30 protein-coding genes and 1 pseudogene are annotated in these 25158 nt (G+C 61.4%); 18 read left to right on the top strand and 13 right to left on the bottom strand.

Annotated elements, in window-relative coordinates; genetic code table 11:
* The 3 genes from QMG52_RS10975 to QMG52_RS10985 form a co-directional block, all read left to right on the top strand.
* The coding region (locus tag QMG52_RS10975; RefSeq protein ID WP_283560446.1) for an integrase core domain-containing protein at positions 1–346 on the top strand (346 nt) is incomplete at its 5' end.
* An 83-nt stretch (positions 347–429) separates the two neighbouring features.
* Entirely contained in the window at positions 430–633 is a 204-nt protein-coding gene (locus tag QMG52_RS10980) for a hypothetical protein (RefSeq protein ID WP_283560447.1), read from the top strand.
* Positions 630–1418, top strand: a complete 789-nt coding sequence (locus QMG52_RS10985) for an SDR family oxidoreductase (RefSeq protein WP_283560448.1) — start codon at positions 630–632, stop codon at positions 1416–1418. Before QMG52_RS10980 ends, QMG52_RS10985 begins: the two co-directional genes overlap by 4 nt.
* 56 nt (positions 1419–1474) lie before the next feature.
* Here the strand turns inward: QMG52_RS10985 and QMG52_RS22255 are convergent, their stop codons facing one another.
* Positions 1475–2020 carry a DUF4158 domain-containing protein gene (locus QMG52_RS22255; protein ID WP_502920504.1) on the bottom strand — a complete coding sequence of 182 codons (546 nt, stop codon included), beginning with the start codon at positions 2018–2020 and terminating at the stop codon, positions 1475–1477.
* Between the two features lie 163 nt (positions 2021–2183).
* A pseudogene (locus QMG52_RS22260) lies at positions 2184–2567 on the bottom strand (hypothetical protein); the annotation flags it as partial.
* 61 nt (positions 2568–2628) lie between these two features.
* On the opposite strand from QMG52_RS22260, the gene QMG52_RS21940 reads away from it, so the two are divergent.
* Both QMG52_RS21940 and QMG52_RS11000 read left to right on the top strand, forming a co-directional pair.
* Positions 2629–2910 (top strand): hypothetical protein, encoded by a 282-nt coding sequence (locus QMG52_RS21940; protein WP_349361697.1) that lies wholly within the window; start codon positions 2629–2631, stop codon positions 2908–2910.
* A 48-nt stretch (positions 2911–2958) separates the two neighbouring features.
* Positions 2959–3399, top strand: a complete 441-nt coding sequence (locus tag QMG52_RS11000) for a helix-turn-helix domain-containing protein (protein WP_283560450.1) — start codon at positions 2959–2961, stop codon at positions 3397–3399.
* Here QMG52_RS11000 and QMG52_RS11005 read toward each other — a convergent pair.
* From QMG52_RS11005 to QMG52_RS11020, 4 genes are all read right to left on the bottom strand, one after another.
* Positions 3370–4014 (bottom strand): ClpP family protease, encoded by a 645-nt coding sequence (locus QMG52_RS11005; RefSeq protein WP_283560451.1) that lies wholly within the window; start codon positions 4012–4014, stop codon positions 3370–3372. The two genes, QMG52_RS11000 and QMG52_RS11005, sit on opposite strands and share 30 nt — an antisense overlap.
* Positions 4011–4625, bottom strand: coding sequence for a ClpP family protease (locus tag QMG52_RS11010; protein WP_283560452.1), 615 nt, complete (start codon positions 4623–4625; stop codon positions 4011–4013). The genes QMG52_RS11005 and QMG52_RS11010 overlap by 4 nt, the downstream gene beginning before the upstream one ends.
* A gap of 158 nt (positions 4626–4783) precedes the next feature.
* Positions 4784–4963 carry a hypothetical protein gene (locus tag QMG52_RS11015; RefSeq protein WP_283560453.1) on the bottom strand — a complete coding sequence of 60 codons (180 nt, stop codon included), beginning with the start codon at positions 4961–4963 and terminating at the stop codon, positions 4784–4786.
* A 150-nt stretch (positions 4964–5113) separates the two neighbouring features.
* Positions 5114–5353 carry a hypothetical protein gene (locus QMG52_RS11020; protein WP_283560454.1) on the bottom strand — a complete coding sequence of 80 codons (240 nt, stop codon included), beginning with the start codon at positions 5351–5353 and terminating at the stop codon, positions 5114–5116.
* A gap of 649 nt (positions 5354–6002) precedes the next feature.
* Between QMG52_RS11020 and QMG52_RS11025 the strand changes: the two genes are divergently transcribed.
* Positions 6003–6812 carry a metallophosphoesterase family protein gene (locus QMG52_RS11025; RefSeq protein WP_283560455.1) on the top strand — a complete coding sequence of 270 codons (810 nt, stop codon included), beginning with the start codon at positions 6003–6005 and terminating at the stop codon, positions 6810–6812.
* 895 nt (positions 6813–7707) lie between these two features.
* Here the strand turns inward: QMG52_RS11025 and QMG52_RS11030 are convergent.
* Both QMG52_RS11030 and QMG52_RS11035 read right to left on the bottom strand, forming a co-directional pair.
* The gene (locus QMG52_RS11030) at positions 7708–8703 is read right to left on the bottom strand and encodes an NAD(P)/FAD-dependent oxidoreductase (protein WP_283560456.1); all 996 of its coding nucleotides are present in this window, start codon (positions 8701–8703) and stop codon (positions 7708–7710) included.
* A gap of 137 nt (positions 8704–8840) precedes the next feature.
* Positions 8841–9299: a GbsR/MarR family transcriptional regulator gene (locus tag QMG52_RS11035; protein ID WP_283560457.1), complete on the bottom strand. Its 459-nt coding sequence runs from the start codon at positions 9297–9299 to the stop codon at positions 8841–8843.
* 74 nt (positions 9300–9373) lie between these two features.
* Between QMG52_RS11035 and QMG52_RS11040 the strand changes: the two genes are divergently transcribed.
* The 4 genes from QMG52_RS11040 to QMG52_RS11055 all read left to right on the top strand — a co-directional run bounded on the left by QMG52_RS11040 (position 9374) and on the right by QMG52_RS11055 (position 14084).
* On the top strand, positions 9374–10270 hold the full coding sequence (locus QMG52_RS11040) for an ABC transporter ATP-binding protein (protein ID WP_283560458.1): 897 nt from the start codon (positions 9374–9376) through the stop codon (positions 10268–10270).
* Positions 10267–11805 (top strand): ABC transporter permease, encoded by a 1539-nt coding sequence (locus tag QMG52_RS11045; RefSeq protein ID WP_283560459.1) that lies wholly within the window; start codon positions 10267–10269, stop codon positions 11803–11805. The genes QMG52_RS11040 and QMG52_RS11045 overlap by 4 nt, the downstream gene beginning before the upstream one ends.
* 262 nt (positions 11806–12067) lie before the next feature.
* Positions 12068–13219: an FAD-dependent oxidoreductase gene (locus tag QMG52_RS11050; RefSeq protein WP_283560460.1), complete on the top strand. Its 1152-nt coding sequence runs from the start codon at positions 12068–12070 to the stop codon at positions 13217–13219.
* 259 nt (positions 13220–13478) lie between these two features.
* On the top strand, positions 13479–14084 hold the full coding sequence (locus tag QMG52_RS11055; RefSeq protein WP_283560461.1) for a TetR/AcrR family transcriptional regulator: 606 nt from the start codon (positions 13479–13481) through the stop codon (positions 14082–14084).
* A 168-nt stretch (positions 14085–14252) separates the two neighbouring features.
* Here the strand turns inward: QMG52_RS11055 and QMG52_RS11060 are convergent, their stop codons facing one another.
* On the bottom strand, positions 14253–14360 hold the full coding sequence (locus QMG52_RS11060; RefSeq protein WP_349361703.1) for a helix-turn-helix domain-containing protein: 108 nt from the start codon (positions 14358–14360) through the stop codon (positions 14253–14255).
* A 156-nt stretch (positions 14361–14516) separates the two neighbouring features.
* Positions 14517–14981 (bottom strand): MarR family winged helix-turn-helix transcriptional regulator, encoded by a 465-nt coding sequence (locus tag QMG52_RS11065; RefSeq protein WP_283560462.1) that lies wholly within the window; start codon positions 14979–14981, stop codon positions 14517–14519.
* A gap of 80 nt (positions 14982–15061) precedes the next feature.
* Between QMG52_RS11065 and QMG52_RS11070 the strand changes: the two genes are divergently transcribed.
* Positions 15062–16306, top strand: a complete 1245-nt coding sequence (locus tag QMG52_RS11070; protein ID WP_283560463.1) for an FAD-dependent monooxygenase — start codon at positions 15062–15064, stop codon at positions 16304–16306.
* Here QMG52_RS11070 and QMG52_RS11075 read toward each other — a convergent pair.
* Complete coding sequence (locus tag QMG52_RS11075) at positions 16242–17348, bottom strand: MerR family transcriptional regulator (protein ID WP_283560464.1); 1107 nt, start codon at positions 17346–17348, stop codon at positions 16242–16244. The genes QMG52_RS11070 and QMG52_RS11075 overlap by 65 nt on opposite strands.
* Positions 17349–17728: 380 nt before the next feature.
* Between QMG52_RS11075 and QMG52_RS11080 the strand changes: the two genes are divergently transcribed.
* The 5 genes from QMG52_RS11080 to QMG52_RS11085 all read left to right on the top strand — a co-directional run bounded on the left by QMG52_RS11080 (position 17729) and on the right by QMG52_RS11085 (position 21352).
* Complete coding sequence (locus QMG52_RS11080) at positions 17729–18178, top strand: CGNR zinc finger domain-containing protein (protein ID WP_283560465.1); 450 nt, start codon at positions 17729–17731, stop codon at positions 18176–18178.
* Positions 18179–18338: 160 nt separating this feature from the next.
* Positions 18339–18857 (top strand): DUF5946 family protein, encoded by a 519-nt coding sequence (locus QMG52_RS22265; protein ID WP_502920510.1) that lies wholly within the window; start codon positions 18339–18341, stop codon positions 18855–18857.
* The gene (locus QMG52_RS22270) at positions 18854–19375 is read left to right on the top strand and encodes a DUF5946 family protein (protein ID WP_502920505.1); all 522 of its coding nucleotides are present in this window, start codon (positions 18854–18856) and stop codon (positions 19373–19375) included. Before QMG52_RS22265 ends, QMG52_RS22270 begins: the two co-directional genes overlap by 4 nt.
* A complete protein-coding gene (locus tag QMG52_RS22275; protein ID WP_502920506.1) occupies positions 19372–20280 on the top strand; it encodes an MFS transporter in 909 nt (302 codons plus the stop codon). Before QMG52_RS22270 ends, QMG52_RS22275 begins: the two co-directional genes overlap by 4 nt.
* 514 nt (positions 20281–20794) lie before the next feature.
* Positions 20795–21352 carry an AAA family ATPase gene (locus QMG52_RS11085; RefSeq protein ID WP_283560466.1) on the top strand — a complete coding sequence of 186 codons (558 nt, stop codon included), beginning with the start codon at positions 20795–20797 and terminating at the stop codon, positions 21350–21352.
* 633 nt (positions 21353–21985) lie between these two features.
* Here QMG52_RS11085 and QMG52_RS11090 read toward each other — a convergent pair.
* A complete protein-coding gene (locus QMG52_RS11090; RefSeq protein ID WP_283560467.1) occupies positions 21986–22630 on the bottom strand; it encodes a LysE family translocator in 645 nt (214 codons plus the stop codon).
* Positions 22631–22724: 94 nt separating this feature from the next.
* Here QMG52_RS11090 and QMG52_RS11095 point away from each other — a divergent pair, with 94 nt between their 5' ends.
* Positions 22725–23195, top strand: a complete 471-nt coding sequence (locus QMG52_RS11095) for an Lrp/AsnC family transcriptional regulator (protein ID WP_283560468.1) — start codon at positions 22725–22727, stop codon at positions 23193–23195.
* 637 nt (positions 23196–23832) lie between these two features.
* Here QMG52_RS11095 and QMG52_RS11100 read toward each other — a convergent pair.
* Positions 23833–24327: a hypothetical protein gene (locus QMG52_RS11100; RefSeq protein ID WP_283560469.1), complete on the bottom strand. Its 495-nt coding sequence runs from the start codon at positions 24325–24327 to the stop codon at positions 23833–23835.
* A gap of 64 nt (positions 24328–24391) precedes the next feature.
* Here QMG52_RS11100 and QMG52_RS11105 point away from each other — a divergent pair, with 64 nt between their 5' ends.
* On the top strand, positions 24392–24823 hold the full coding sequence (locus QMG52_RS11105; RefSeq protein ID WP_283560470.1) for a MarR family winged helix-turn-helix transcriptional regulator: 432 nt from the start codon (positions 24392–24394) through the stop codon (positions 24821–24823).
* Positions 24824–25158: the final 335 nt, after the last annotated feature.

The raw sequence follows: 25158 nt of genomic DNA on the forward strand, positions 1-25158 counted from the left end.
CATCACCCGCCGCCAACCGCCGGCACCGGTAATCTTCCATTCAGACCGCGGCACGCAATACACTTCAAATGAATTCGCCACATATTGTGTGAATAACAAAATTATACGCTCTCTCGGACGGACCGGGACATGTTACGACAACGCCGTATCCGAGTCATTCTTCGCGACCTACAAGAAAGAACTCATTCACACTAAACCATGGCCGGACCTGAAACGCCTCCGTAGAGAAACATTCCTCTGGATCGAAGGCTATTACAACACGCGGCGCCGTCATTCAGCTAACGGCTATTTGACACCGCTCGAATATGAGTTAGGCTATAAATCAATTCACGAACTCGCGGCTTAATCTCGAGTCCACAAAAGCGGGAACACTCCAGACGATGCCAGGTCCGGCCTCACATTCATGCTAGCTGCCTCGTCCTTGTAGGCATGAACACAACATTTATCTGCGTCACCCTCGCTCTGACGGCGGTTCTCGGTTTGTACTTCGAAATGCGGTACGAGATATTCCGCAGCGTTTTCTTCAATTCCTTCCCCAGGGCCGACCTTTCCTGGAACCGCAGCGCTCTTCTCGGCGTCATTTTGCGCCTCCCGCCCCGGAGGGCCACGACCACGAAGGAGTCCAACCGATGAGAATCGCCATTGCCGGCGGTACCGGAACTGTAGGCCGCCACGTAGTCACCGCTACCCGCGAGGCCGGCCACGAACCCATCGTTCTCAGCCGATCCAATGGCGTTGACCTGATGAGCACCGACGGACTGGCCGGTGCTCTCTCGGACATCGACGCCGTCATCGATGTGTCCTCAACAAACAGCCTGTCCGCCAAACAGGCCGTCCGATTCTTCGGCACCGTCACCGAAAACCTATTGAACGCCGAGCGTGCAGCCGGAGTCACGCATCACGTCACGCTCTCCATCATCGGAGCGGCACACGCGAACTCCGGCTACTACGCGGGCAAGGCCATTCAGGAAGAGCGGGTCATGAGGTCCGGGGGAGCTTGGTCGATGTTGAGGACGACACAGTTCCACGAGTTCGCCGCCCAGACCGCACACCGCCGCAGTATCGCGGGCATCCAGATCGTGCCCGCCATGCGTTCACAACCCATCGCTGCCGCAGAAGTCGCCACCACCCTCGTGAATATCGCCACAGGAGTGCCCCGCGGCCTCGAACCCGATCTCGCAGGTCCCCGACAGGAAAACATGCCGGACATGGTCCGCCGCTACCTAAAGGCCGCCCACATCAGACGAATCGTCCTCCGAGTCCCCCTCCCCGGAGCGATGGGCAAGTCGATGCGGGACGGAGGGCTCCTACCCAGCCCAAGCACACGAATCGGTACCCAAACATTCGACCAATGGCTCGCATCCAATGACTGGACACGGGGGGGCACAGATGGACATATTTCCTCGCGTGGTAGCTGAGGGGTCTGCTGCAGAAATCCGTCCTTAAACGGCGTCCCTGGGCTACCAGGGAGAACTTAAGGATCGCGATCGTGACCTGGATCGAACGCACCTACACTCGCGGAGAAATCCTGTTCAAACATTGCCCGAGCCGCACCGATCATCCGATTCAGGCGCCCCGGTGGCTCAATCCTTTCCTGACGGCAACGACCCAAAACGGCCTCCGCCAGAGCACTTTCTCGAACTTCAGAAGGACAGACCGTCGCTGCAAGCCAAGCCGTCATTTCAGTCTCATCGGCACGAGTGAACTCTCTAAAGCCAAACACCGTCCGGATCTCAGCCCGGTGACGCTCGATTGTCCGTCCCGTCCAGGCATAAGGCCCAAAGACTTGAGCCTCAACTCCAACCTGCTCGGAAACATAATCCACCGCCGCAGGGTCGAAGTCATCAACCCCGCTGGGGAATCTTGCCTCATTCTCGAAAAACTTCAGCAACAACGCGAACCCCAAGCGCGTGGAGCCACGCTTCTGACCAAGCAAGCCAAGATCGCGCCCAACCAAAGTCCATTCCTCAATAAGCCCACTCACTCCACCACGATTGCACGACCGGCCCTCCAACCGCACAAACTTGGCGGTTCAGAACAGCTATAGGAGGACTGGGCCGAGTAGCGAGCTGCTCACACGACAGTTTCTGGTATCGCGAGCAAGTCTCCGAAATCAGTGCCTAAAGGCTATGCCGTGTTGTTGGTCAGAACTGATTCTCGAAAAGAGCTTGGGCAAAACTTGGTCAAGAAGGATTTTGACGTTGTGGGGCAAGCCGATGATGGGAGGGGGCTTGCCAGGGCTTACGCTTCCCCGCCCAGCGTTCGTGGGCAGACTGTCGGCTGATGCCGATTGCGCGGCCAATGTCTGCCCAGGAAGCTCCGGCTGCCTTCGCGGCCGCAACGGTCTTGTCTAACCTCTGGCTCGCTTGGCTGTATTGGCGGGCAGCTGCTTCGACACCAAGGATGGCCTCCGACGGGGCTATGTGAGCTTTCCAGTCCTGTCCTTCAGGGACTTCCCGCAGAGCAGTCTCGAGCTCGGCGCGTTCGAGACTGCTCTTGAATTTGTCCCGCACGGGGACTACGCCGGCGGGGGTGTAGCACTCGCCCGCGCTTGCCTCGGCGCGGGCGAACTTCTCTAGGAAGTATTCGTAGACCTCGCCGAGTAGGCCGCGGGCCTTTACTGACGCCGTGTCCGGTGAACCGGGCCGAGTTCAGCAGGTCCAGCAGCTCGCCGAGGCGGCGCTGGTCCACGTCGTCGCGGTTGAAGATGCGGGGGAGTGTGGCGGCCAGGCTCGGGTTGGCGCCCATGATGAGCTCCATGGCTTCGTCGATGAGTTGTCCGATGATTTTCGGGGCTTCGCCGGCTTCAGCGGCGAGCCCCTTGCCGTTCTCGGCGAAGGGTCCCAGCGGGCGGGCGCCGGGACCCTTCGGGCCGGCGAGCCAAGCGCTGCCCCAACGGATCTGCTGTGAGCGGACCACCTTCCGCACGACTGCGCACCGGGGCTAGGATCTGGAGGCATGGGTGAAATCGTGAATCTATGGGGTTATCAGGCGCGGCGTTATCGGCGGGAACGGGGTGTAGAACCTGCGCCGCGCCCGGCATCAACGAGGTTAGACCGCCGTCCGAGGCGCGGGCCGAACGGCCAGCCCGTCCAAAGTCTGAAAGAGACGACGTCGGATGATTACTCGCAGCGCGAGCCACTCCTCCGCGAGGTGTACGGCGAGGTGTTGCGCGGGTTGCGCCTTAATCGCGGCGAGCGGCTCATTGATGTAGCAGGTCGCGCCGCCATATCGCCTCAATACCTCTCCGAAATCGAGCGGGGGCGCAAAGACGCCTCCTCCGAGATCCTCGCCGCAATCGCCCGATCGTTGAACGTGCCGGTTCGAGAACTCAGCGCGCAGGTGGCGACGCGCATGTCTCAGGCGAACTCACACGGCCCCGTCTGCCTCGCGGCCTGATCCGACGATGCCCGCGTCGATCTTCCTGTACTCGACCACGTGGTCCACGACGCCGTACTTCACGGCCCTGTCGGCGTCCAACACGAGGTTACGGTCAGTGTCGCGGCGGATCTCCTCAATGCTCCGACCGGTGTGACGGGCCAGTAATTCGTCGAGCAGGGCCTTTATGCGTTTCACCTCGTCCGCTTCAAGAATGAGATCGGGAATGGTGCCGCGTCCCGTGTCGATGGTCGGCTGATGCAGCACCACCCTGCCGCGCGGAAGAATGGACCGCGCTCCACGCTCGCCTCCCGCGAGTAGCACGGCCGCCGTGAAGGTCGCCTGTCCAATGCAGGTGGTGCGCACCTGCGGAGTCACGTACTGCATGGCATCGTAGACCGCCAGCATGGCGCTGATCGAACCGCCGGGCGAGTTGATGTACAGGTCGATCGGAAGAGATGGGCTCGTCGACTCGAGGTGGAGTAGCTGCGCGATCAGCGCATTCGCGACGCCGTCGTCCAGGGGAGTGCCGAGGTAGATGATGCGCTCCGTGAGCAGACTGCTGTAGATGTCGAGGGTTTGTTGCGACCCGTTGCTGTGGCGGACCGTGACGTAGGGGATGGTGTACGAACTCATCGCGTGCCCCTGAGGCTCACTGTGGGACGTTGGTCCGGCCGGATGTTGTCCACCTGTTCGATAATGCGGTCCACGAAGCCGTACTCCAGCGCCTGCTCCGCTGTGTACCAGCGGTCGCGCAGAGAGTCGGCCGTGACCTGTTCCATCGTTTGCCCGGTGTCCTCCGCAATGAGCCCGAGCACGGTGTCCCGGGTGTGCCTCAGGTCCTCCGCCTGAATCGCGATGTCCATTGCGGTTCCGCCGATACCTCCAGAGCCCTGGTGGAGGAGCACGCGGGCGTGGGGCAGTGCGAATCGCTTGCCGGGCGTTCCGGCGCTGAGGAGGAACTGGCCTGCGCTGAGTGCGAGCCCGAGCACCACGGTGGAGACATCGTTCGGAATGAGCCGCATGACGTCACGGATGGCGAGCATGGCAGGAACCGATCCGCCCGGCGAGTTGATCCACAGGCTGATGTCCCGTTGCGGGTCTTCAGCGGAGAGCAGCATCAACTGCGTGCACAGCCGGTTGCCACCCTCCTGATCAAGCTCGGTTCCGAGGAGCAGGATCCGGTGACCCATGAGCTGCTGCAGGAGAGAGTCTTCGAACGGATGAGGTGTGCGCTGTTCTGTCATGCGTTCAGTCTGAGCCGTGGGCGAGTAGAGGACAATGCGTCGCGGCTGTCAGCAGATCTGCTGGCAGCCGCGACGCCAATGAGTTGATGAGATTGACTGGATCAAAGTAGGCAATGTTGCGCTAAGTACACCCATACGCAACGCATCAGTAAGAGCCGCTACTGCGTCGCAGTGAGGTCGGTTGCAGACTTATACAGCAGATGAGCGCGGCAGCGCTGTTTACCAGGACACACGGCGTTGAACTCGAAACGGTCGACCAGATAGTCCATAACCTGCGGACACCCGACGGCCGGCAGCGGCTGAGCATGCGCGACGACGAGAATATTTACGTCGAGCACGAATCACTCCTGACGCGCGGTCAATCCGAAGGCACTATCCGCCCTACAGACCTCCGCGTGATGGCGTTGGGATACCAGGGCATGATCGACTCCATGATCTGCTACCTACAAGCCCACCCGAACGTGGACCCCCTACGCCACGCAGCGCAATTAGCCGACCTGTTCCTTGCTGGCGCGGCTGCAACTAAGTGCGACGCGTTCCCCAGCGCCGAAGCCGTCCAGCGAGATGAAGAAGTTGAGTACGGTGCCGGACACAAAGAACTTCCTTGATCCAGTGTTTCTTGTGACCGGCAATGCAACGGCGAACGCGTCAAACTCGATGCACGATTCGGTAATGGCCAGCAACTGTTCGCCTGGTTCGACGCACGCCCAATCCACGGCATCGACCACGCCGAAACGCCTCCATCACCTTTGACCGAGCGCGGACGGCCACCTGGAGTTAAGGGACCAACGCCGCGATCGTGTGCCGCCGCAAGTTCAGCCCACACAGCGCCCCGGAGGACGACACCGGCTCGCGTGGCTGGTGGGAATACGAACCTCCCTTCGGTACACCAGTCTTGCTGCTGATGTACCACGCTCACCCGCCGATCCGCTTCGACAACGGCACGAGCTTCCACTTCGTCGCCGCGTCCCCCAAAGATGCGCACGGCCAAGCACTCCGGATCGGTGGCGTACCCTCAACCATCCGCAAGCTCTTCACGCCGACCTGACCGACTTCATGCACCTGGTGACTGTGCCAATCCTCCTGGATAGAGGCACCTCGTTGTGGGCAGGCCTGGACGGCGGGCGGGAGCGCTTCGGCATCGACTCCGACACCGCACCAACGGGCTGGTTCACCAGCTGTGAAACCGGCGTCGCGCCGAGTAACCGCCTGCTCCGACACCCCGCTCGAGAGAGACCAATGGGCTGGGGATGAAATCTATTACTGCGAAAACCCCGCCATTTATCGCTGCGATTCACACGCAGAGCGAATGGGCCAGCGCGCTCCCGCCCCTTGAAAGGAACCTTTTGCGGGACACTTCCCTGTTCGGGTATGGGCATGTCGGCTGGCGCCCTCGACGTGAAGGTTGTTGAACGGAATACTCGTCGTATGTTGCGAAGCGTAGCCGTCCTGTCTGATATTCACGGAGTGTTGCCGGTTCTTGAAGCTGTGCTGGCGGAACCGGCCGTTTTACGTGCTGATCTTATTGTCGTGGCAGGTGACCACGCATCCGGGCCTCAGCCGGTGCAGGTATTGGACCGGCTTGCCTCTCTTGGTGACAGAGTCCGTTTGGTGCGGGGCAACGCCGACCGCGAGCTGGTGGCCTTGGCACGGGGGGAATACATTGAAATTCCTGACGAAGTGACGCCCTGGGCTGTGGCGCAGCTGACAGCTGGACACGTGGACATGCTGGCGGCATTGCCACCATCGGTAACTGTCGAAGTTGACGGTTTTGGACCGGTTCTGTTTTGCCATGCGACACCGCGTGATGACGAGGAGGTGGTGCTGGTCGACAGCCGCTTGGAGCGATGGGCTGAAGTATTCGCTGAACTGCCCGAGGAGATTCGCACCGTCGTCTGTGGACATACGCACATGCCGTTTGTGCGGTTGGTTGATCGGCGCCTGGTGGTCAACCCTGGCAGTGTCGGGATGCCCTACGGGCGGCCGGGCGGTCAGTGGGCGGTGCTGGAAGACGGGTCCGTGACGCTTCATCGAACCCGAATCGACGTTGACGCCGCAGTGGCACGGGTCGTCGCGAAATCGGGTTATCCTGACGCCCAGGAATGGGCGGACTATTTTGTCCGAGCCGAAGCCAGCGACACCGAAGCAGTGACCGCCTTCGGCCCTCGCGACGGCCGTACGGCTTGAGGAAAAATCTCAACTCGAGAATTTCGATAGTCAGCGGATAGCTAAGGCCCACTAGACTTCTTCTACATCGAAAACGTCCTCTCAGTCGGTTCCTTGAAGACATCGGCAACTCGTACCGATAGCCGGTCCTCCGCCGGACACATCATCCGCTGACCTGCTGCTTTGCAAATGGCGGCTCATGGAGTGTCCGTATAGGGGTGTCCGGTGATAAGTCCGGTGCCGGAGCCCTATACGGGACACTATTTGAGGCCGATTTCGTCTGGTGTGGATGCAGCCGACAGGTTGTTCCGAACGCCGTAACGTACGATATTTTCCGTTTTCTGAGGTGCCCACAGGTACTTTAGAATCGGATATTACACCCCATTGTACCGATCGGGGCCCGTGATGCGTCACCGACGGCCCACCAAACGACTCCCAACCTGAACGACCGTTTCTACAAAGGCAACAGGCGCCAGTCTGCTCAGTCGCAGCCTCGGCGGACCCATGTGCAGCCTCACACTCAACCGTTCGTAAGTGTGACAATCTCTATGATGGCGATAACCACAGCGAAGACGCCACAAAGAACGCGTGCCGTCGATAAATGGACATCGCCTTGCTCCGACTCATTCCTGGATGCATTTTTTCTAGCTGCTCAAGAACAACCGGTGCCTCAACCTCTACCTGACCCCACGCGCCTCTATTGCGCCGAATATATGGCGTGGGTAGCGCTGGAGGACAAGTTCGCGTGACCACATGCGCGCGGCGCTCGAGTAGCCGAGAAAGCTTCTGTCAGGGCCGCAGCAGATGGTCCTAATTGTCGTGAAACGTTCCGTTGGGAAGAACGCGCTACCCGCCTTGCTCAGTGATGGGTCCACCACTTCCATGACTAGGGTCTCCCCGCCACCGACTTGTCCACTTAAGTCGCGAGATCCCTTGCGATGAGGTCGGAATGAATGCTGGTGGCCACGACACTCGCGTGGCCAGCAGCGCCGATTGCGAGAAAAGCAGGGTTCGTGCACGACCCTGCTGCCCACACGCCAGGGATGGTCGTTCGACCGTTCGGTTCAGTCCTGATGATCCCGGTCGCTCGGACGTCGTTGGTCAACTCACAGCCTAGGCGCTCTGCCAATCGGGACTTCGAAACCTGTCGAACCGTACTGAACACCGCGGCGAAACCGTTAAAGTAACCTGTGCCGAGTCGCACGCCGAGGACACCGTCGACAGCGTTGTGGATTTCTTCGATCTGGCCAAGTCGGACTTTCACTCCCGAGCGGCGAAGACGCTCGCTGGTTTCAGCATCGACGTCGTCACGGTTGGGGAAGAATGTTATGTCCTCACTCCAGCTCGACAACAGGATGGCGCGTTCGCACCCTTGGGCCATATCGTCCGAGAAGGCCACCTGAGCTAGTGGGCGATCTCGGACTTCCCAGCCGTGGCAATGGGGGCACGCAACGACCGAAGTCCCCCAGTGGTCGGCCAGCCCTGGAATTGCGGGCAGTAGGTCCTCAACACCGCCGGCGAGGACCACACATCGGCTGTGGAACTGGTCTTTGCCCGCCCGGAGGGTGAAGCCTCTGCTGAGGTCACCGTCCACCGATATCACCCTCGACGAGACGCGTTCCACGTTGTAGGGATCTAACATCTGTTCGCCTCGCGTGAGAAGCCCGAACGGCGTTTCGTCCTCCACAGACAGATAGTTCCTGACGTGTTCCGCTGCGGCGTTCCGTGGGTGGCCGTCATCAAAAAGCGCGACGCTCCTTCGAGCCCTGCCAAGTGTCAAGGCGGCCTGCAGCCCAGCCACCCCTCCTCCGATAATTGCTACCTCAACTTGATGCACAACGATCAAACCTCTGCTTCTGCTCTCGACGCGAACGGTGTGGAAACTCGACTGATGCGGTCCGCCGCGTGTCATGGGGACCTACTGCTCCAACGAGACTGATGAGTTGAGGCCAACGCACGACTCTGTGCTCCTACCTCCGAAATCCTTGAAGGCCGTCGGGATCGGCCTCGGTGGTGATGGACAACGATTGCCCCTCTAAGCGGCGCCGCTCAATCTGCGCTAGGCCCGTGGCTGTCTCGCCAGCTACGAACGAGTTTCGCGAGTTCTACTCGGAGGAAGCCAAAGAAGCTCGCAGTCTCCCTGAGGCGATACGCGATTGCCCCGTCTTCAAGATTGCTCGCTCCTTCGTTGAGCACGTCTTCTAGGATTCTGAGGTGATCCTCCTGGCTTACCACTGCGGCCATCCATGCGTCCGGACGCACTCGGTAAACAACTTGGCGATCGCTTTGCCGGCGTGCTTCGACGAGGTCGAGGGCGCGAAGCATCTTCGCCCCATTTGATATCGCCGACGCGCCGACTTCCAAGAGCTCAGCGAGATCCGCAGCGCTGAGGGATCCTTGGCGCGCCACCATAAGCGCAGCAAAAATGCGAGCGGACATGCGCGGCCATCCGGCGCGGGTCAATACATCGGCAAACCGTTCAACGAACGGTTCCACAGCGTTATCCACATTGTCTCCTTAGCAGTCTGCAAGTTATCGTAGCTTATTTCTTGAACTTCATGAAATTTGTGTATTATGGAACCATGAACAATGTGATCGAAATGCGTGGCGTCAAGAAGTCTTTCGGGCGAGTGCACGCACTAGTTGGGTTGGACCTGCAGCTCGCCCAAGGCGGGGTTCACGGTCTGCTTGGTCCGAACGGTGCCGGGAAATCGACCGCGATCCGCGTGCTCCTCGGCATGTTGCGCGCCGATGCAGGAGAGGTCAAGATTCTGGGCGTCGATCCGTGGTCCGCTCCGGCACAAGCTCGGAGCAGGCTTGCCTACGTTCCTGGTGACGTAGCACTCTGGCCCAACCTCTCAGGGGGAGAGACTCTCGACATCCTCGCGCGAATGCACGGGGGTGAAAATCTGAGCAAGCGCAAGTCCTTGATCGAGGCGTTCGAACTGGATCCGACCCGTCGTAGCCGTACCTACTCGAAAGGGAATCGCCAGAAGGTTGCCTTAGTGTCCGCTTTCAGCGCGACGGCGGAGTTGCTCATATTGGACGAACCGACCTCGGGCTTGGACCCGTTGATGGAAGCCGTCTTCAAGCAGTGCGTCGCTGACGCTCGACGGGATGGTCAGACTGTTTTGCTGTCTAGCCACATCCTCTCCGAGGTCGAGCAGCTCTGCGACCGCGTGAGTATCGTGCGGGCGGGACAAGTTGTTGACACAGGGTCCCTCGCTGACTTGCGCGGACACGCCGCGACGATCGTGACAGCCACGGTTACCCATGTCCCGCGGGGGCTTGAGGATGTACCTGGGGTGCAGCGAGTGGATATGGATGGGAGGCACCTGCAGATCAGTACGACCGCTGTCGACTCGGTCATGGAGGTACTCGTGACACACGGAATCGAGACGCTAGCCGTAGCACCGCCCACACTCGAGGACCTGTTCCTGCACTACTACTCCAACGCAACCAAAGCGGTGTCGGCATGAATGCCATGCGTGGAACCCGGCTGATGCTAGGCCTGGTCCTACGGCGGGAACGCATTCACGCAACCGCATGGTACGGCCTCGCGGGATTGGTACTGGTGGGTGTCGCTGCTGGTATCGCCGCCACCTATCCGACAGAGGCAGCGCGGCAACAACTCGCCGCCTCGGTCAACTCGAGCGGACAAGAGCTGTTCCTTATTGGGCCAATCTTCAGCGCAAGCCTAGGAGGCATCGGATTGTGGCGGATGACGGGCGTTGCGGCGCTCGTTGTCAGCCTCGCATCGATTTTCACCGTTATGCGCAACACCCGCGCGACCGAAGAGAGCGGAACAACCGAATTACTTTCGGCCGCTCGAATCGGGCGCGGGGCTCCCCTCGCCGCCGCCATGGTGGTCGCAGCGGTCGGATCGGCTTTCTGCGGCGTGATCGTCGGCATCGGCTTCATTGCTATAGGCGGTTCACCGTTTGGGAGCCTGCTGGCTGGCGCGCAGGTGATCTCTTTCGGCCTGCTCGCTGCAACCATCGCAGCACTGACCGGACAGATGTTACGAACTGCGCGTGCCGGCACTGGGATAGCCGTCGCAGTAGTAGGGGGCTTCTACCTTCTTCGCGGCGCTGCCGACGCACATGGCGGGGGCATTTCTTGGGTGTCACCGTTCGAATGGATTGCCGCGATACGCCCATTCGCGGAAGACAACGCGCTGCCGCTGCTGCCCGTGCTCGTCCTTGTGACGGCCCTATCGGGAGCAGGGCTCTTTATCGCAGGACGCCGCGATTTTGGAGCTGGCCTCATGCACGACCGTCTCGGCCCAGCGCACGCGAGCAATGCACTGCGCGGTCCCGTGACTCTCGCCTTGAAGATCAGCCGACCGACGATCGTGAGCTGGAGCCTCGGCGCACTTTTGGTGGCCTTCCTCATCGGAGCAGTCTCAGCTGTTGTAGATAAGCAAGCCCCGCTGAAACTCTCCGGTATAGAAGGCGGCCAGGGCCTTATCACTGTCGTTCTCTATCTCGTCCCCATCATCGCCGCGGTATGCGGGATGCAAACGACGCTGCGCCTGCGCGGCGAGGTGACAAGCGGAAGAGCCGAGGCGGTACTCTCCCGTCCGGTCGATCGCGGGCGCTGGGGTTTTGCGTACGCTATCAGCGGCGCATTGGCAGGGTTCATCGTCCTCTTCACTTTCGGAGTTGGCCTTGGGCTTGCGCGACCCTCCGAGATGCTCACCCTGATTGTCGCCAGTGTTGCCAAGGCGCCGGCCGTCTGGTTCTTTGTCGCAGTCACCGCGCTCCTACTCTGTGCTCTTCCCAGGGCGGCTGGCGGAATCGCATACGCGCTGCTAGCGGCATTCGTATCGTTGGAATTGCTCGTCGAGTTCCGCATCGTACCGCCCCAAGTTTTGTATGCGTCGCCGTTCGCCCTGGCACCCCAACTCCCGGATGGGCCGTTGAACGCCCAATGGGCCATCCTGGTTCTAGCCGGCATCGCGGCGCTCATCATGGCCGCAAGCCGAGTCTTGCGACAAATGGACATCCGATAGTGGCGGGGTGCCTGGCGTTGCTGCAGCGTGCTACTGATCGTGATGCCCGGCCCTAAAGTGCTCTTCGCGGCTGATGCGCGGAAAGATAAACGCTCTGGCGCTCCTGACCTGCTGCACGTGAGGAATGCGATGAAGCATGCTCTCGAGGGTTAGGACGGTCGTCCTCCGCCGCCTCAGTGAGTTGCCAACGATTGTTGACTCTTGCGACCCCCGCGCGTAAAGTCAACAGTTGTAGGCCAGCAAGTGTTGATAGGAGAAGGAAATGATTGCGAGCCACTCGGACGTTCTCGTTGTGGGTGCAGGCCCAGTTGGCTTGACCGCGGCTGGCATCTTACAACGGCGCGGGCACGCCGTGACGATCATCGACGCTGCAGGAGAGTCAGACAGCACCTCCCGTGCGGCTGTAATTCACCCCCGCACACTCGAGGTGCTTGAAGGCGTCGGTGCAACCGATCGGATTCTGAGCGAGGGCGTGAAGGTTCCTGTTTTCACTGTGAGAGAGAGAGAGAAGATCCTGGCACGGTTGAACTTCGGCGAGCTCAAGACCCGGTACCCGTTCACAGTCATGCTGCAGCAGTGGCGGACGGAGCGCATCTTGGAGGACCTCCTAGAAGAGCACGGTGGAAGAGTGCACCGGCGTGTCCGTGCGACGTCCGTTGTTCCAACGCCCGAGGGATCGGCCGTTAGCCTTCTCCACGCGAACGGGGTCAGGTCCGAAGTGACCGCTCGATTCGTGGTCGGTGCCGACGGCTTGCACAGCACAGTGAGGAGTGAGGCGGGAATCGCCTTCAGTGGCGGCACCTACGAACAGTCGTTTATCCTTGCAGACATCGAGATGACGTGGCCGCTGCCGTCGGATGAAGTCCAGCTCTTCTTTTCCGCTGAAGGGCTCGTCGTCATCGCTCCATTGCCCGGCGGTCACCACCGAGTTGTAGCGACCGTTGACAGGGCTGAGGAACATCCCAGCCTGGAGACAATCGCCTCGTTGCTGGCGCAGCGGGGCCCCAAGGGCACGCGGGTTGAGCGCTTGGTCTGGAGTTCTCGCTTTCGCGTTCAGCACCGACTCGCAGCTTCTTACCGGAACGGATCGGTGTTCCTGGCGGGAGACGCCGCCCACGTTCACAGCCCCGCGGGGGGGCAGGGCATGAACACCGGCATTCAGGACGCCGTCGACCTCGCTCGTACCCTGATCCTCGCTTTGGAGGGGAAGGGTGTGGAAGCAGAGTTGGACGGCTACGAAGCGCGACGGCGCCCAGTCGCCCAGGCCGTTGTGGCCCTGACCGATAGGATGACCCGAGTAGCCACCGTTAAGGGACCTCTGGCCCGAAATGCGCGCAATGTCGCCGTGGGGGTGGTACTCAGCGTTCCAGCCTTGCGACACCGCCTCGCCGAAAGGATTGGCGAGCTCCGATGACTGCAGTCAGATCGGTCACGGAAGGCTTACGACTGGTTCACCCTAGGGGAGCGCATCTGCGATCGTGGCTTTGTCCAGGCACCGAGCGGCATTCGCTCCGCGATATTTACGCATCGCACGAAGATTTTTGGAGTTCCAATTCAGATGCTTTAAGAAGAGGTCTGCTGAAGGGGCCACCGGACGTTTTTATAATTAGCCGCACGTGGACTAGTCAACAGCCGTTGCGTACGATTCAAGAGCTGACGGAAGGATGCACAGCGTGCGACGAGGCGAACGGTCACAGGAGCGGATCCTAAGCACCGCGCAGTCGCAATTCGCGGCCCGCGGCTACGAGGCAACGACGATCAGATCCGTGGCCACCGAAGCGCACATCGATCCTTCGATGGTGATGCGCTATTTCGGCAGTAAAGAAGGGCTCTTCGCTGCGGCGACGTCCGTCGAGCTGCGGATCCCTGACTTGGCTGGGGTGCCGCGTGACGAACTTGGGGTTGCGGTCGCACGCCACTTTATGTCAACTTGGGAGGCGGAGACATCAGCACCCTTACGGGTGCTCCTTTCTTCGGCGCTTTCGGGCAGCGCCGCTGCGGCCCGTGTGTCCGAAATATTCCGCACGCAATTGGAGCCCATCATCCGCGCTTCTGGCACTGCAGACGGGCGCGAGGCGAACGAGCGGGCCGGACTCATTTCAACCCAGGTTCTCGGCTTCGCGCTGTGCCGCTATGTCTTGCGGCTGCCCCCCATCGTGTCTTTAGAACCCGACGCGGCTATCGGCTGGCTTGCTCCCGTCATTCAGCGATATCTGGTGGCGCCCGCACCCGAGCGGCGGGCCGCAGGGGGCGAGCGAAGTGCGGCTGCCGAGGGCTAGCTAAAATTGCCCCGATCAAAAACCGTCAGTTTCAGAAGCAGTTGCACTGGATTCCGCGGAAGTACTGGACTTGTGCAGACGACTGACACGGAAGCACTCGAAGTCGTCTGTACAAAGCGTCATTCTGTCTGAAGGCGCTTGCACCAGCCTCCACCGATGCTGGAGCTCTCAGGCGTTTTGCTGGTTCACGGCGGTCAGCATTTCCGTTGGTCGGGGCGGCAGGTACCGGTAGAGGCTGGAGCGGGTGATACCGGTGGCTTTGACGATCTCGGAGATGGACTGGTCCTCCTGGTCGCGAAGTGTGTGGCGTAGACGAGTTTCGCTGGATCGATCACGCTGGGGCGCCCGATCCTCTTGCTCTTGGCAGCGGCAACGGCACGCGGCGGAGCGGGTCTCCTGTGGCGCGGCTCTATAGGGCGGGGCGTCCGGCGGTCAGCCGATATCGTCGGTCGGCGACCTGCTCACGTAGCCCCCGTCGACATCCGTCATGTCGTCGAGGAAGTCCGCGATGATCTCGAGTTGCTCGGGGCTTCGCGCGGAAAGGACGGCTTGCAGATGAGCCCCATATTCGGTGTAGTGGTGTGCCAGCCGCGCCTGACCTTCTGCTGCGGGAACGACTAGGACCTTCCTGCGGTCATGGGGGTCGCGTTCGCGCTTGATGAAGCCGCCGCGTTCCAAGCGGTCGAGGAGTGCAGTCATGCTCCCCGTGGAAAGCCCGGTAATAGCCGCAAGCTGGCCGGGGGACTTAGGTCCGTCGACGTTGAGAAGGCTAAGGACTTGCCCATCGCTTGCCCCTAGGCCGACGCGCGAGCTGACAGCTTGGTTGTGCAGCACAACAGCCGCGATGAAACGAAGAACAGACTGACCTACATGCTCGCGTATTTGGGTATTTTCCATCGCGTCTCTTCCTTTTTTCTCGATCTTTCGAGATACTCTAAGTATCAAGATAGTTTATGAACCAAATCCTGGAGGTTTAGATGCGTTCAGCTCTTATCATCGGCGGTGGGATCGCAGGGCCGGCCGCTGCAATTGCACTGCGACAGGCGGGGTTCGATGCCACCGTGTGCGAAGCCTACCCTGCTGGGGCGGATGAAGTCGGATCGTGGTTGACGTTGCAGGCCAACGGGATCGATGCTCTCGCGGCGATCGGCGCACACAGCCTGGTGGCGTCAATCGGCTTTGCGACTCGCACCATGCGATTCGTGAATGGAAACGGTCGAGTGCTCGGTACGATCAGCAACGGCAACCCCCTGCCCGACGGCACGCCAAGTCAGATGGTGCCCCGTGCGGCCCTGTATCGAGCCCTCCGAGACGAAGCGGAGGCCCGTGGCGCGCACGTTCATTACAACGCACGGCTCATCGATGCACGCCTTGCCCCTGGCGGGGGAGTCCAGGCAACTTTCGCTGACGGTGAGGTCCGAAGCGCTGACGTGCTGATCGGTGCTGACGGCATCCGGTCGGTGGTTCGCCGGATAATCGACCCCGCAGCACCCGAAGCACGGTACGTCCCCGTACTCAACTTAGGGGACAAGATCCCCGACTTTCCGCTCAGCTTGCTGGGGCGCCCGACCGATGAGTTCCAGATGATATTCGGCAAGCGCTGCTTCTTCGGAATCACCGCCACTCCAGACGGCGGGGCGGTCTGGTTTGCCAACCCTCCCGAGCCTCAAGAACCCCCCGCAGGCCAACTCCAGCGGGTATCCAGCGCCGCATGGCGCAGCCGGCTCGCCCGTCTCTTTGAGGACGACAACGGCCCCGTCGCGGATGTTGCGCGGCGAGCTATTCAGAGCGCCCCGGAGCCTCTACTCGCGTGGCCCACCTATGACCTCCCGACTGTCCCGAAATGGCACCGCGGCGCGATCGCGATCATCGGCGACGCCGCCCACGCAACTGCACCATCTGCCGGACAAGGCGCCGCCCTCGCCCTTGAAGACGCAGTCGTAATCGCCCAATGCCTCCGCGACTCACCGGACGCGGAAACAGCTTTCACTGCTTTCGAGGAAATCCGCCGCGACCGAGTTGAGAAGACCGCGACGCACGGCAACCGCGGCAGTACAAGCAAAGCGGTCGGGCCGTTCGGCCGCATCATCCGTGATGCAATCCTGCCCATCATCTTCCGGCATCTTAGCAGCAACAATGGCGCGGCCACCCAATGGATCACCAACCATCACATTGACTGGGCCAGTACTCCGATTCCACTTGCCCCCAGCCTCCCCGAGTGAAAGGTGTCGGCACGTTCGGTGACCCGGGGCTTTCTGCCCCCTTCATGAGCCCCGGGGTCACTGGCGTGTCCGGCACCTCACCGATCACTCCTCGCTTTGGACCGGAAATGGAAAGAGCTTGGTGAAGCCAAGCTACATCGGCGTGGCGCCGCGGAGGCGGATTCATCGGGGGCTCTATCATGCCGACCAGTTTCCACCAGCGTTCGGTTCGAGGGTCGGTGAGCTTACTCAGCTCCTGGTCCAGCCAGCGTCGGAACGAGGAAGTGGGCTGTTCACCGAAGGCGGCGGCGTGTGCGGCGACGTATTCGTTGACCGCACGATGGGCGCGCGGATCCTCCGCGGCGACGCCGGCCCCGCGCGCTTGGTGGGCCAGCTCGAAAGCTAGATCCATTTGGATCCGCCACGTGGCAGCATCGAGGTCGGGGGCTGTATGGTCCGCAAACCAGGTGGCCTGGGCCCTGACTACTCGCTGAAAGTCCGCGTCGGCCGCCAGTTCGGCTAGCTCCAGCCAAGCATCGATCTGCTCGCCGGTGGGAGCGATGGGAAGCTTGGGAATGCCGGCTGAAGCGAACCATGCCGTATCATCTTCGGGCGCCCTATGCAAGGCCCTGCTCCAAAAGCGTTCCAGCAGACGGTCGCGGTTGGCGGCCTCCAATCGCGATAGCAGCTGCAGTCGAGCCACTGTGTGCTCGGGCGGAGCGTCAACGACGGCGCGTGCGACGGCGAGTTGGCGTTCGAGCGCAGCCAATCTCACCTGCAAGATTTCGGCGTGATCGCTGAGCACCTGCTGCATCGATGCGGAGCCGGCGAGCAGTGCGGCGATGGTCGGTAGGTCCACGTCGAGGGAGCGCAGGCCGCCGATCAACTGAAGACGAGCCAGGTCGGCAGAAGTGTAGCGCCTGTGACCGGCCGAAGTGCGACGCGGCGGCAGCAGATCAGCGTCGGAGTAGAAACGAATGGTCTTGACCGATAGGCCACTCGCACTGGCCAGGCGCCCTATCGACCAGAGTTCCGCACGACCGTCACCATCTTGTATCTCCACTAACTGGAGATACTAGCCTGGCTTCATGACCTTACCTGACAGCCCTACACCCTTGCTTGGCCCCAGCTCGGATCACCGCATTCCTAGAGGCGACGCGGAGCCGATCACTGACGAAATCGATCGGAGCCGACCTGCCAGGCGCCGCGGTGAACGGGCCCACGCGCACCCGATGGAACACCGTGGACATGTTGTGCGAGGACCCGAACGGGTACCAGGTCGTGCTCAGTCGTCAGGTAGCACCGAGCGATGTGGATCCGCGCTGGAGCGCCCGGGTCCGGCGCTCGGTGGCGGAGTCGAGGACCTGAGGGGTGGAGAATCCAGCTACGCCCAGAGAGCCTCCACCAGCTCATCCAGTGTCCATGCCCGCCGGATGGCTCCCCTTGACTGCTCCGTACCGTCCGGTGCAGTCATCGCTGGCCCTTGCCGAAGCCCTGCTCAATGGTGCTACATCCGCTCATCCAGGCCCCTGGCGGCAGCTGGCCGCAGCAGTCGGAAACAGCACAGCATGCACGGCAACGGTCAATGAACTGCTCACCGTCGCGCTAGCGCGCTGGAAGCTGGCGAACAGCGGGAATGGCTGGCGAATCGCGCTGGTATCCAAACCCGGTATTACCTTTGATGAACTCGCTGCGCTACAAGGGCTGGTGCTGCTGGTGGAATCGGTTGGTTGGACCCGGCTCAAGACTTGCGACTTCCGCAGCTGCGGTCGCGTGTTCCTGGACTGGACCAATGGCGGCAACCGTCGAGGCTGCAGCAGCCACCTCCACCACCCGAGTAAGTCTCTACAGGCGTCCGCCGCCAAGAAGGACAAGTACGGAATGACGACATGAAAACCTCGGTGACCTCATCTTCAGGGGCGACGCCCGGGCTTCGGCACAGTGTCCATCTCGCATTGGTGGTCCTCGAGACGAATCTGCTGATCGACGCCTGCATGCGTTGCATGCCAACCCGAGACGCGGCCTCTTATGGGCGGTCCCGGTGACCGCGACGGTGGTCTGCCTCGGCTGTGGCGCTAGAGTGCCCGATCTTCCCGGTCCCACGCACCGCTACATGCGCTCTTCGCCCGGCTGCTGGCAGCTATTCGGTGAAATCAGCGAGGCCACATTCAGTGCGGGCGGATCTCCGGCCGAGCAGCCGCACATGGACTGCTTCGCGGTCCAACACCCGGACGGGGCGGAGACTGATCGGCGGCAACGGGGCTCCGTTGCGGTGCACCTGATTTGCCTGTGCCTACGTTTAGAACATCATCTCTCCCCGCCGCGTCTCGCGGCGCTCCGCCCCCAGATCAGCCAGAGGGCATTACCGAGACTCGGTCTTGCCGGCTTTCCATATTTGCCCCGACCCGCGTCCGTTGGTGAGCTCACTGTCGCTGACGTTCATGCCGCCATCGACTCGCAGCACTTCCTCACGGTCAGCACAGCCTGGGCGCAAGCCAGCTGGTTAGTATGGGCCGAGCACCACACCCAGGTCAACGAATGGGCCACGGCCGTCTTGAGGGAGCGCGCATGAACGACCCCCATCCCGCTGATTTGGCCGTCTGTCCCGGCTGCGGACTGCGCACGCCACCTAGCCGGTTGGAGACAACAATGACAATGTGGCGAGGCGCCTCACCAGGCTGCGCCGCGTTGTACGCCAGGGTCCTCGCCCGGTCTTACTCTGATCGTGACTACCGACCGCTGCATCAACTGCTCCTTGACACCTACAGCGCCCAACACCCAGGCGGAACCGAGCATCGCCAAGTCCAGGTCATGGCGCTGTCACTGATGACCCTGGCGCTCTTCGTAGAAAACGGTACCGAGCCTGCGCTAGGACCTCGACTACATCAGGCGATGATGGCAAGACGGCCGGCCTTTCACTGGCTCGCACCTCCTCCCCTCCAGGGGCTGACCACGATCTGGGAGATCCACGAGACTGAGGGACCCTCCGAATATGAGGTCGTCCTCCGCCGATGGGCTACCCAGATATGGACCGCATGGGCCCCACATCACGACACAATCCACATGTGGAATGCGTACGCCCTCGGATGAAGCGGATTACGCCGATACGCCTTCGACTCGGGCCCTACATTGCTTTCGCCGGGTTCGGCCTCTTCTGGGGAACCTGGGCTGCCGCCCTCCCCGCACTGCGGGACGCGGGTGGCCTCACCGTTGCGCAACTAGGTGGCGCACTACTGTGCGTAGGCTCAGGTGCCCTGCCGGCCATGCTATTCACGGGCCGAATGGTCGAGCGCTTCGGGGCTCGCATCACCGGTCTGTTACTCATCACGCTCGCCGCCTCCGGCACTCTCCTCGCCTGTCAGGCCCACGACGTCTACTCGATCGTCATCGGAATGCTCCTCGTTGGAGCAGCGTCAGGTGCATCTGACGTCGGTGCGAACGCTCTCGCTGCACTCGGTGAGGAGAGGTCCCAACAGCGCGTCATCACGTTCGGACACGTTGTCTTTTCGTCTTTCGTCGTCGCTGGTAGCCTCGGAACCGGAGTGCTACGGGCCGCTGGCGGCAACATGCTGCTGATCTTCGCAAGCGCTGGCCTGTTGATCGCCATGGCCGGCGCCGCAGTTTTCGCCGCCGGCAGTGAAGGACCGCATCGTCGCGAGACCGGGACCACCTCGAAGGATAGGTGCCCGTCGAGTCCTGTGTGGCCGTTCGTAATCATTGGCCTCGTCGGTGCGCTCGGCTTCGCTGCGGAGAACGCACACCAGAGTTGGAGTGCGCTCTTCCTCGGAGACGAACTACGCGCTAGCGGCGGCTGGCTGCTCTGGCCCCAGCGACCTTCGCAGCAGCGGAGGCCCTTACTCGTTTCGCAGTCGGATTCTCGACCCGCATGTCAGACAGACATCTCCTTGTCGGCGGCGCCGGAATCGCTTGTGTCGGGACACTGTCGCTCGCCGCCGCGCAAGACATCCCGATCGCTTTGCCAGGCCTCGCTCTAGCTGACATCGGAACGTCGGTGCTATTTCCCACTCTGCTCAGTCGCTCACTCCGCGACGTGCCGGTCCATTATCGCGGCAGAGCTACCCCAACAATTGGAACTACCGCGTACGTCGGCATTCTCGCCGGAGCCGTCGGCCTTCGTGTATCCATGATCGGAGTTGCCGCACTCACTGCGATGTTCGCCCTGTATGCGCCCATGGCCACACGGAGGCTTGCTCAAACCAGCCAGGGCGTGCCCGCCAGCCGCCGCTAGGATCGGCTCGGCGGCGTCCGCCCTGTAGCCGTTGCGTTACCTTCACCGTTGTCGTAACGTGTTCCGGTTGCCTAGGGCGGCGGTTTCGGGTGAAGTGTTCGCGCGGACCCGACGTGAGCGCAGGTGTCGGGCCTCTCGCTTAGGGAGTCATTCCGACGGCATGGGGTCGGCGGCCGACAGTGCAGCAGGCTCTCGAAAGGCGGCACTGGTCGCGGCCCTGACGCCGTGCTGGAATCGGGTGAGGGAGGGACAAGGTTCGGATGACACTTCTCGTGCTCCTCAATGGCGGCCCCGCTTCCGGGAAAAGCACTCTCGCTCATCTTTGGGCCCTGGAGCGTCCTCTTGCCCTGTCCCTCGACATAGACGTTCTGAGGGCCATGATCGCGGACTGGGAAAGTCACCCTGTCGATGCAGGTCTTAGGGCGCGAGAACTCGCGCTTTCAATGATCAGAAACCATCTCATCCACGAGCATGATGTCATCGTTCCTCAGTTCGTGGCTCGGGCCACCTTCATTGATCAGCTGAACCTGACGGCGGTGGCATCGGGCGCACAGTTCATCGAGGTGGCACTCCTCGAGGCTCACGACGTGGCAGAACGGCGCTTCCGTGATCGCGCTGGCCGAGCTGAACGATCCAAAGAGGCTCGCAGAATCCACGGGGCCCTCGGAGCAGAGTCAATGCAGGAGTTGTTCGAGCACCATCGAGAATTCAACGACAGCCGCGATCCAGTCCTCCTTGTTCGACCGGTCGATGGCGACCTCACCACATCCCTCGACCGTCTCAGGGCCGCGATTCTGTCTCACACCACGAGACCCTGACACGAGCGCCCGCACGCGGAGGGATCGGTCTTGGATTGCCCTCGTGGACTCCTTCTGGGTTGACATAGCCACCCCTAGGTCAGTGCGTGCTGTCCTGGAGGTCAAGCCCCACGAGAAATCGTGAGGAGGTCCTGCACCTTGTCGAGGCGCCCGCCTGACGGCGCTAGAAAGAGTTAACAGAGCCTGTGCTTATGGACTGGGACCGGACAGCAGCTTGGACGTTCTTGTGTCGTCGGTGGCCGCTGCACGCCAAGGTCGACCGGCCGAGAGCAAGGCAGCGCAGCATCTTCGGCGACGAGGCGGCCCTCGCGGCGCAGCTGCTCGCCGACGCGCCGGAAGGCCGCGACTGAGAGGAGACGCTGAAGAAACCAAACGCTGTCGGCCCACCCGGAAGGACCTGCGGATTGCGATCGTGAGCTGGATAGAGCGGACCCCGGCCATGCCAGGAGGACGGGCTCGGCTGTTTCACCCGGGATGGGTTCGAGATGACCATGAAACCAGCCGTCACCCGGGCGGCGTGAAAGGAACAGTCGTCACCTGTCACCAGCTTCTACAGCGGCCCCGGTTACGACTCGGATTTTTGCAGAAACTAGGTTTTGAAGGGTCACTGGTCGCCGCAGAGGTAACGTTCCACTACGAGGTTCGGCCCACGAGCACGGACACGCGCTCTGCGATCAGAACAACCCCGACGATGACCATCGCAGCGCCCGCGATGCGGGTAGTGATGCGTGCAACCTGTGGACGTGACCCGAGGATGCGATCGGCAGCGTGGCCGAGCGCAACGTAAAACACCGCGCATACGAAGACAAACGTTGCGCCGAGCACACCGATTTGGATGGGCACGGTCCAGCTCGCGTTCGGGCGGGTGAATTGCGGGAGTATCGCGAGAAAGATCAGCAGACCCTTCGGATTCAGAGCGCTGACGCCGATCCCGCGCAGTAGCACGGTCTTTCGGGTGCGGCGGGGGAGGCCCGAGTCGTCGCCACACTGCGCGATTCCCTCAGGCTGGCGCAGGATAGTGATGCCGAGATAAACCAGGTACGCGGCACCAACGAGAATCAGCACGGTCAGTGCCACAGGAATGGTGGCAACGAGCGGCCCGACACCTCCGGCGATCGCGGCAGTGATCAGCGAGTATCCGATCATGAGTCCAGCGACCGCTGGGAACACAATCCGATCCCGCGCGCCGGCCGCAAGGACGAACGCCCAATCCGGACCGGGCACTGCGACTAAGGTCAGCGCCACGCCCGCGAAAGTGGCGACAAGATAAGGCTCCACATCTTCCTCCCACGAAGAAGGATAGACTTATATCGCCAGCATGTGCTTTCGCATTTCCTCTATTTCCCGTGCTGATGGAGGAGATACTAGATACATGGATGCGCTCGATCGGAAAATTCTTGCGGAGCTGCAGTCGGACGGCCGTCTGAGCCTGACCGATCTGGCCGCGCGAGTGAGTCTCACTCTCTCTCCCACCCACCGCCGCGTGCGCGACCTTGAACGATCCGGTGCGATCACTGGATACCGCGCAGTCGTGAACCCGTCCGCAGTCGGGCTCGCGTTCGAGGCACTCGTGTTTGTGACGATGAAGCAGGAGGACCACGACACACTCCTCTCGTTCGAAGCCGCCTTGGCTGACATTCCGAACGTCATCCAAGGGCAGCGCCTCTTCGGTGACCCCGATTACCTCTTACGCGTGCAGACCGTTGACCTCGACGCCTATGCCCAACTCGAAGACAACGCTTTGGCGACGCTGCCCGGCGTCCAGCGACTCACGTCGACTCTCGTCATGAAGAACGTCGTAATCGACCGCGGTTACCCTGTCGAAAATACGCAAAGCCGCTAGCGCTGTCCTGAAGCGCAGACGGCATCCACCGCCAAACTTGAAGCTTCGCCAGGGCCCTTCCAGGACCGGCTCGCGGCGTTCCCTCTTGTCCCGTTCATCTGACCTAACGCTTCGTAGTCGGCAACGCTCGCAATGCGTGTGGCCTTCACGGCTGTCCGCCAGCGACGCGTGATTCTGCTGTGCATTCCCGACTGTTACCGCCGTCATCAGACGGCGCCCACAAGCGATGCCCGGGATCTTGCCCGGGCGTCGTTGACGGTCGACAGAGTTACCGAATCAGATGCTCTACGAGGAGCCAGCCGGCACAGGCGAACACTAGTGCAATTGGGCCGATGTGTTGTAGTAGCGGCCCGCTCGTGGGCCTTCGAGGGCTCGCCTCAGGTCAAGCTCCGGCGGATTCCATGGTCGCGTCAGCCTAGCTTCGTGCCAAACCGAAGTGGCTCCCTCGATGTCCGATGGGGTTAGGTCGCGTATTTCCATAGCTCAAGTTGGTCGGAACAGTCCTGTAAGCGTAACCGCTAACGGTTCCACTTACGGCAGCGACGCCGGGAAGAGGGCAATGGACCGCGCAAGTGGTCGAGTTCGGTTGTCGTTCCCGCTCGTGGGCTCAGCAAGCTCCCTTAATATGAGCATTATCTTATTCGGTGGCCAGAAGCGATAGTGTTCGACGACGTACGACGACGATTGCTGCAAGACGGTTGATGCCGAATGACAGCAGGATGAAGCCTTTGGCGGCGGCCAGGTCGGTGCCGAGGACGCTGGCGAGGGCGAAGTTGCCGATGCGCACGACGACGAACACGGCCCACAAGATTACGCCGATCCCGGTAAGTCGGTATTGGAGATGATCGTTAGCTTTTCGGAAGTGCGTGACGTACCCCATCGCGGTACCAGTAATGGCGACTAACCCGAGTTCGGCGATGATGAGCCAGTCAGCGGTGACCCAGATGAGGCCTCCTGCAAGCTCGATGATCAGGTAAACGATCCCTGCGCCGATGACGATGACTGGCATGCGAAGCATCCGGTCCAGCCGCGCCGAGCGCCAGATGAACTGCCGAATGATGAGCACTGCGATCCCGACAGTGATGATGGCTTCATCGGCGATCTGGTTGACCGCACCCCAGTTCCAATCCATGACACCCCCTAATCAATCACTTGTGATGTAATCAAAACCGTATCACAAGTGATTGAATAGGAGTATGCGTGCAGCCGAACTTCACCGCCTCGCCAGACAACTCCGCGCGATCGCACTCGTGGCAACGAAGAACATCGGTTCAGACCGAGTTAACCCTGGCGAACTGTCGGTCCTGGAAGACATCGCTCGCAATCCTGGTGCGACCATCGCGGAGATCACTCACCGGACCGGACTCGCTCAGAGCTTGGTCTCCCGCATTACACACGCCATGGCCGATGCCGAAGTACTCACGATCGAGTCCGATGCCAGTGACCGCAGAAAAGTCAGGATCGACCTCACGCCCGACGTGCGTGCGACGATCCTCGATCGGGCGAACAACTCAATCTCCGAGGCCATCGCGAACAGCACCCCCATGCTTTCCCCTGGACAACGGCGCGACCTAGAACAACACCTCTCCGCAGCGGAACAACTGCTACGCGCCACCCCAGAACACTGACCCTAAACGGTTACCCACCTGCGCAGTCAGTTGTGATTGTCTGCAGACGGTTCCCCATGCGGGACTGATTAAGTTCAAAGTCAGGTTGGTTCCATCGGGGCAGAACTCTTAGCGTGAATTTCCGTACCGATCCTCCTCAGACATCGATGACCCGCGGCGCAAGACGCGTCCCGTACCGCGGTGTTGCGAAGAACCCCACGCCTGGTGGTCTACCCGGGCGGCCGGAATCAACCTTAACGACTGATCCGCCCCGGCCTCACCCGCCACAACGGTGCCTGGGCCTGGGCCATCGCCTGAGCCGGGTGCCGCATGTTCCGCGCACCAGCTCATCGATC

The sequence above is a fragment of the Paenarthrobacter sp. PH39-S1 genome (genome assembly GCF_030063245.1).
GTDB lineage: Bacteria > Actinomycetota > Actinomycetes > Actinomycetales > Micrococcaceae > Arthrobacter_M.

What these genes read in the sequence shown, in the direction of transcription:
- QMG52_RS10980 (WP_283560447.1), top strand. Translation starts at nt 430, where the DNA reads ATGAACACAACATTTATCTGCGTCACCCTCGCTCTGACGGCGGTTCTC.
- QMG52_RS10985 (WP_283560448.1), top strand. Translation starts at nt 630, where the DNA reads ATGAGAATCGCCATTGCCGGCGGTACCGGAACTGTAGGCCGCCACGTA.
- QMG52_RS11000 (WP_283560450.1), top strand. Translation starts at nt 2,959, where the DNA reads ATGGGTGAAATCGTGAATCTATGGGGTTATCAGGCGCGGCGTTATCGG.
- QMG52_RS11005 (WP_283560451.1), bottom strand. Translation starts at nt 4,014, where the DNA reads ATGAGTTCGTACACCATCCCCTACGTCACGGTCCGCCACAGCAACGGG.
- QMG52_RS11010 (WP_283560452.1), bottom strand. Translation starts at nt 4,625, where the DNA reads ATGACAGAACAGCGCACACCTCATCCGTTCGAAGACTCTCTCCTGCAG.
- QMG52_RS11025 (WP_283560455.1), top strand. Translation starts at nt 6,003, where the DNA reads ATGTCGGCTGGCGCCCTCGACGTGAAGGTTGTTGAACGGAATACTCGT.
- QMG52_RS11030 (WP_283560456.1), bottom strand. Translation starts at nt 8,703, where the DNA reads ATGACACGCGGCGGACCGCATCAGTCGAGTTTCCACACCGTTCGCGTC.
- QMG52_RS11040 (WP_283560458.1), top strand. Translation starts at nt 9,374, where the DNA reads ATGAACAATGTGATCGAAATGCGTGGCGTCAAGAAGTCTTTCGGGCGA.
- QMG52_RS11045 (WP_283560459.1), top strand. Translation starts at nt 10,267, where the DNA reads ATGAATGCCATGCGTGGAACCCGGCTGATGCTAGGCCTGGTCCTACGG.
- QMG52_RS11050 (WP_283560460.1), top strand. Translation starts at nt 12,068, where the DNA reads ATGATTGCGAGCCACTCGGACGTTCTCGTTGTGGGTGCAGGCCCAGTT.
- QMG52_RS11065 (WP_283560462.1), bottom strand. Translation starts at nt 14,981, where the DNA reads ATGGAAAATACCCAAATACGCGAGCATGTAGGTCAGTCTGTTCTTCGT.
- QMG52_RS11070 (WP_283560463.1), top strand. Translation starts at nt 15,062, where the DNA reads ATGCGTTCAGCTCTTATCATCGGCGGTGGGATCGCAGGGCCGGCCGCT.
- QMG52_RS22270 (WP_502920505.1), top strand. Translation starts at nt 18,854, where the DNA reads ATGAACGACCCCCATCCCGCTGATTTGGCCGTCTGTCCCGGCTGCGGA.
- QMG52_RS22275 (WP_502920506.1), top strand. Translation starts at nt 19,372, where the DNA reads ATGAAGCGGATTACGCCGATACGCCTTCGACTCGGGCCCTACATTGCT.
- QMG52_RS11085 (WP_283560466.1), top strand. Translation starts at nt 20,795, where the DNA reads ATGACACTTCTCGTGCTCCTCAATGGCGGCCCCGCTTCCGGGAAAAGC.
- QMG52_RS11095 (WP_283560468.1), top strand. Translation starts at nt 22,725, where the DNA reads ATGGATGCGCTCGATCGGAAAATTCTTGCGGAGCTGCAGTCGGACGGC.
- QMG52_RS11100 (WP_283560469.1), bottom strand. Translation starts at nt 24,327, where the DNA reads ATGGATTGGAACTGGGGTGCGGTCAACCAGATCGCCGATGAAGCCATC.
- QMG52_RS11105 (WP_283560470.1), top strand. Translation starts at nt 24,392, where the DNA reads ATGCGTGCAGCCGAACTTCACCGCCTCGCCAGACAACTCCGCGCGATC.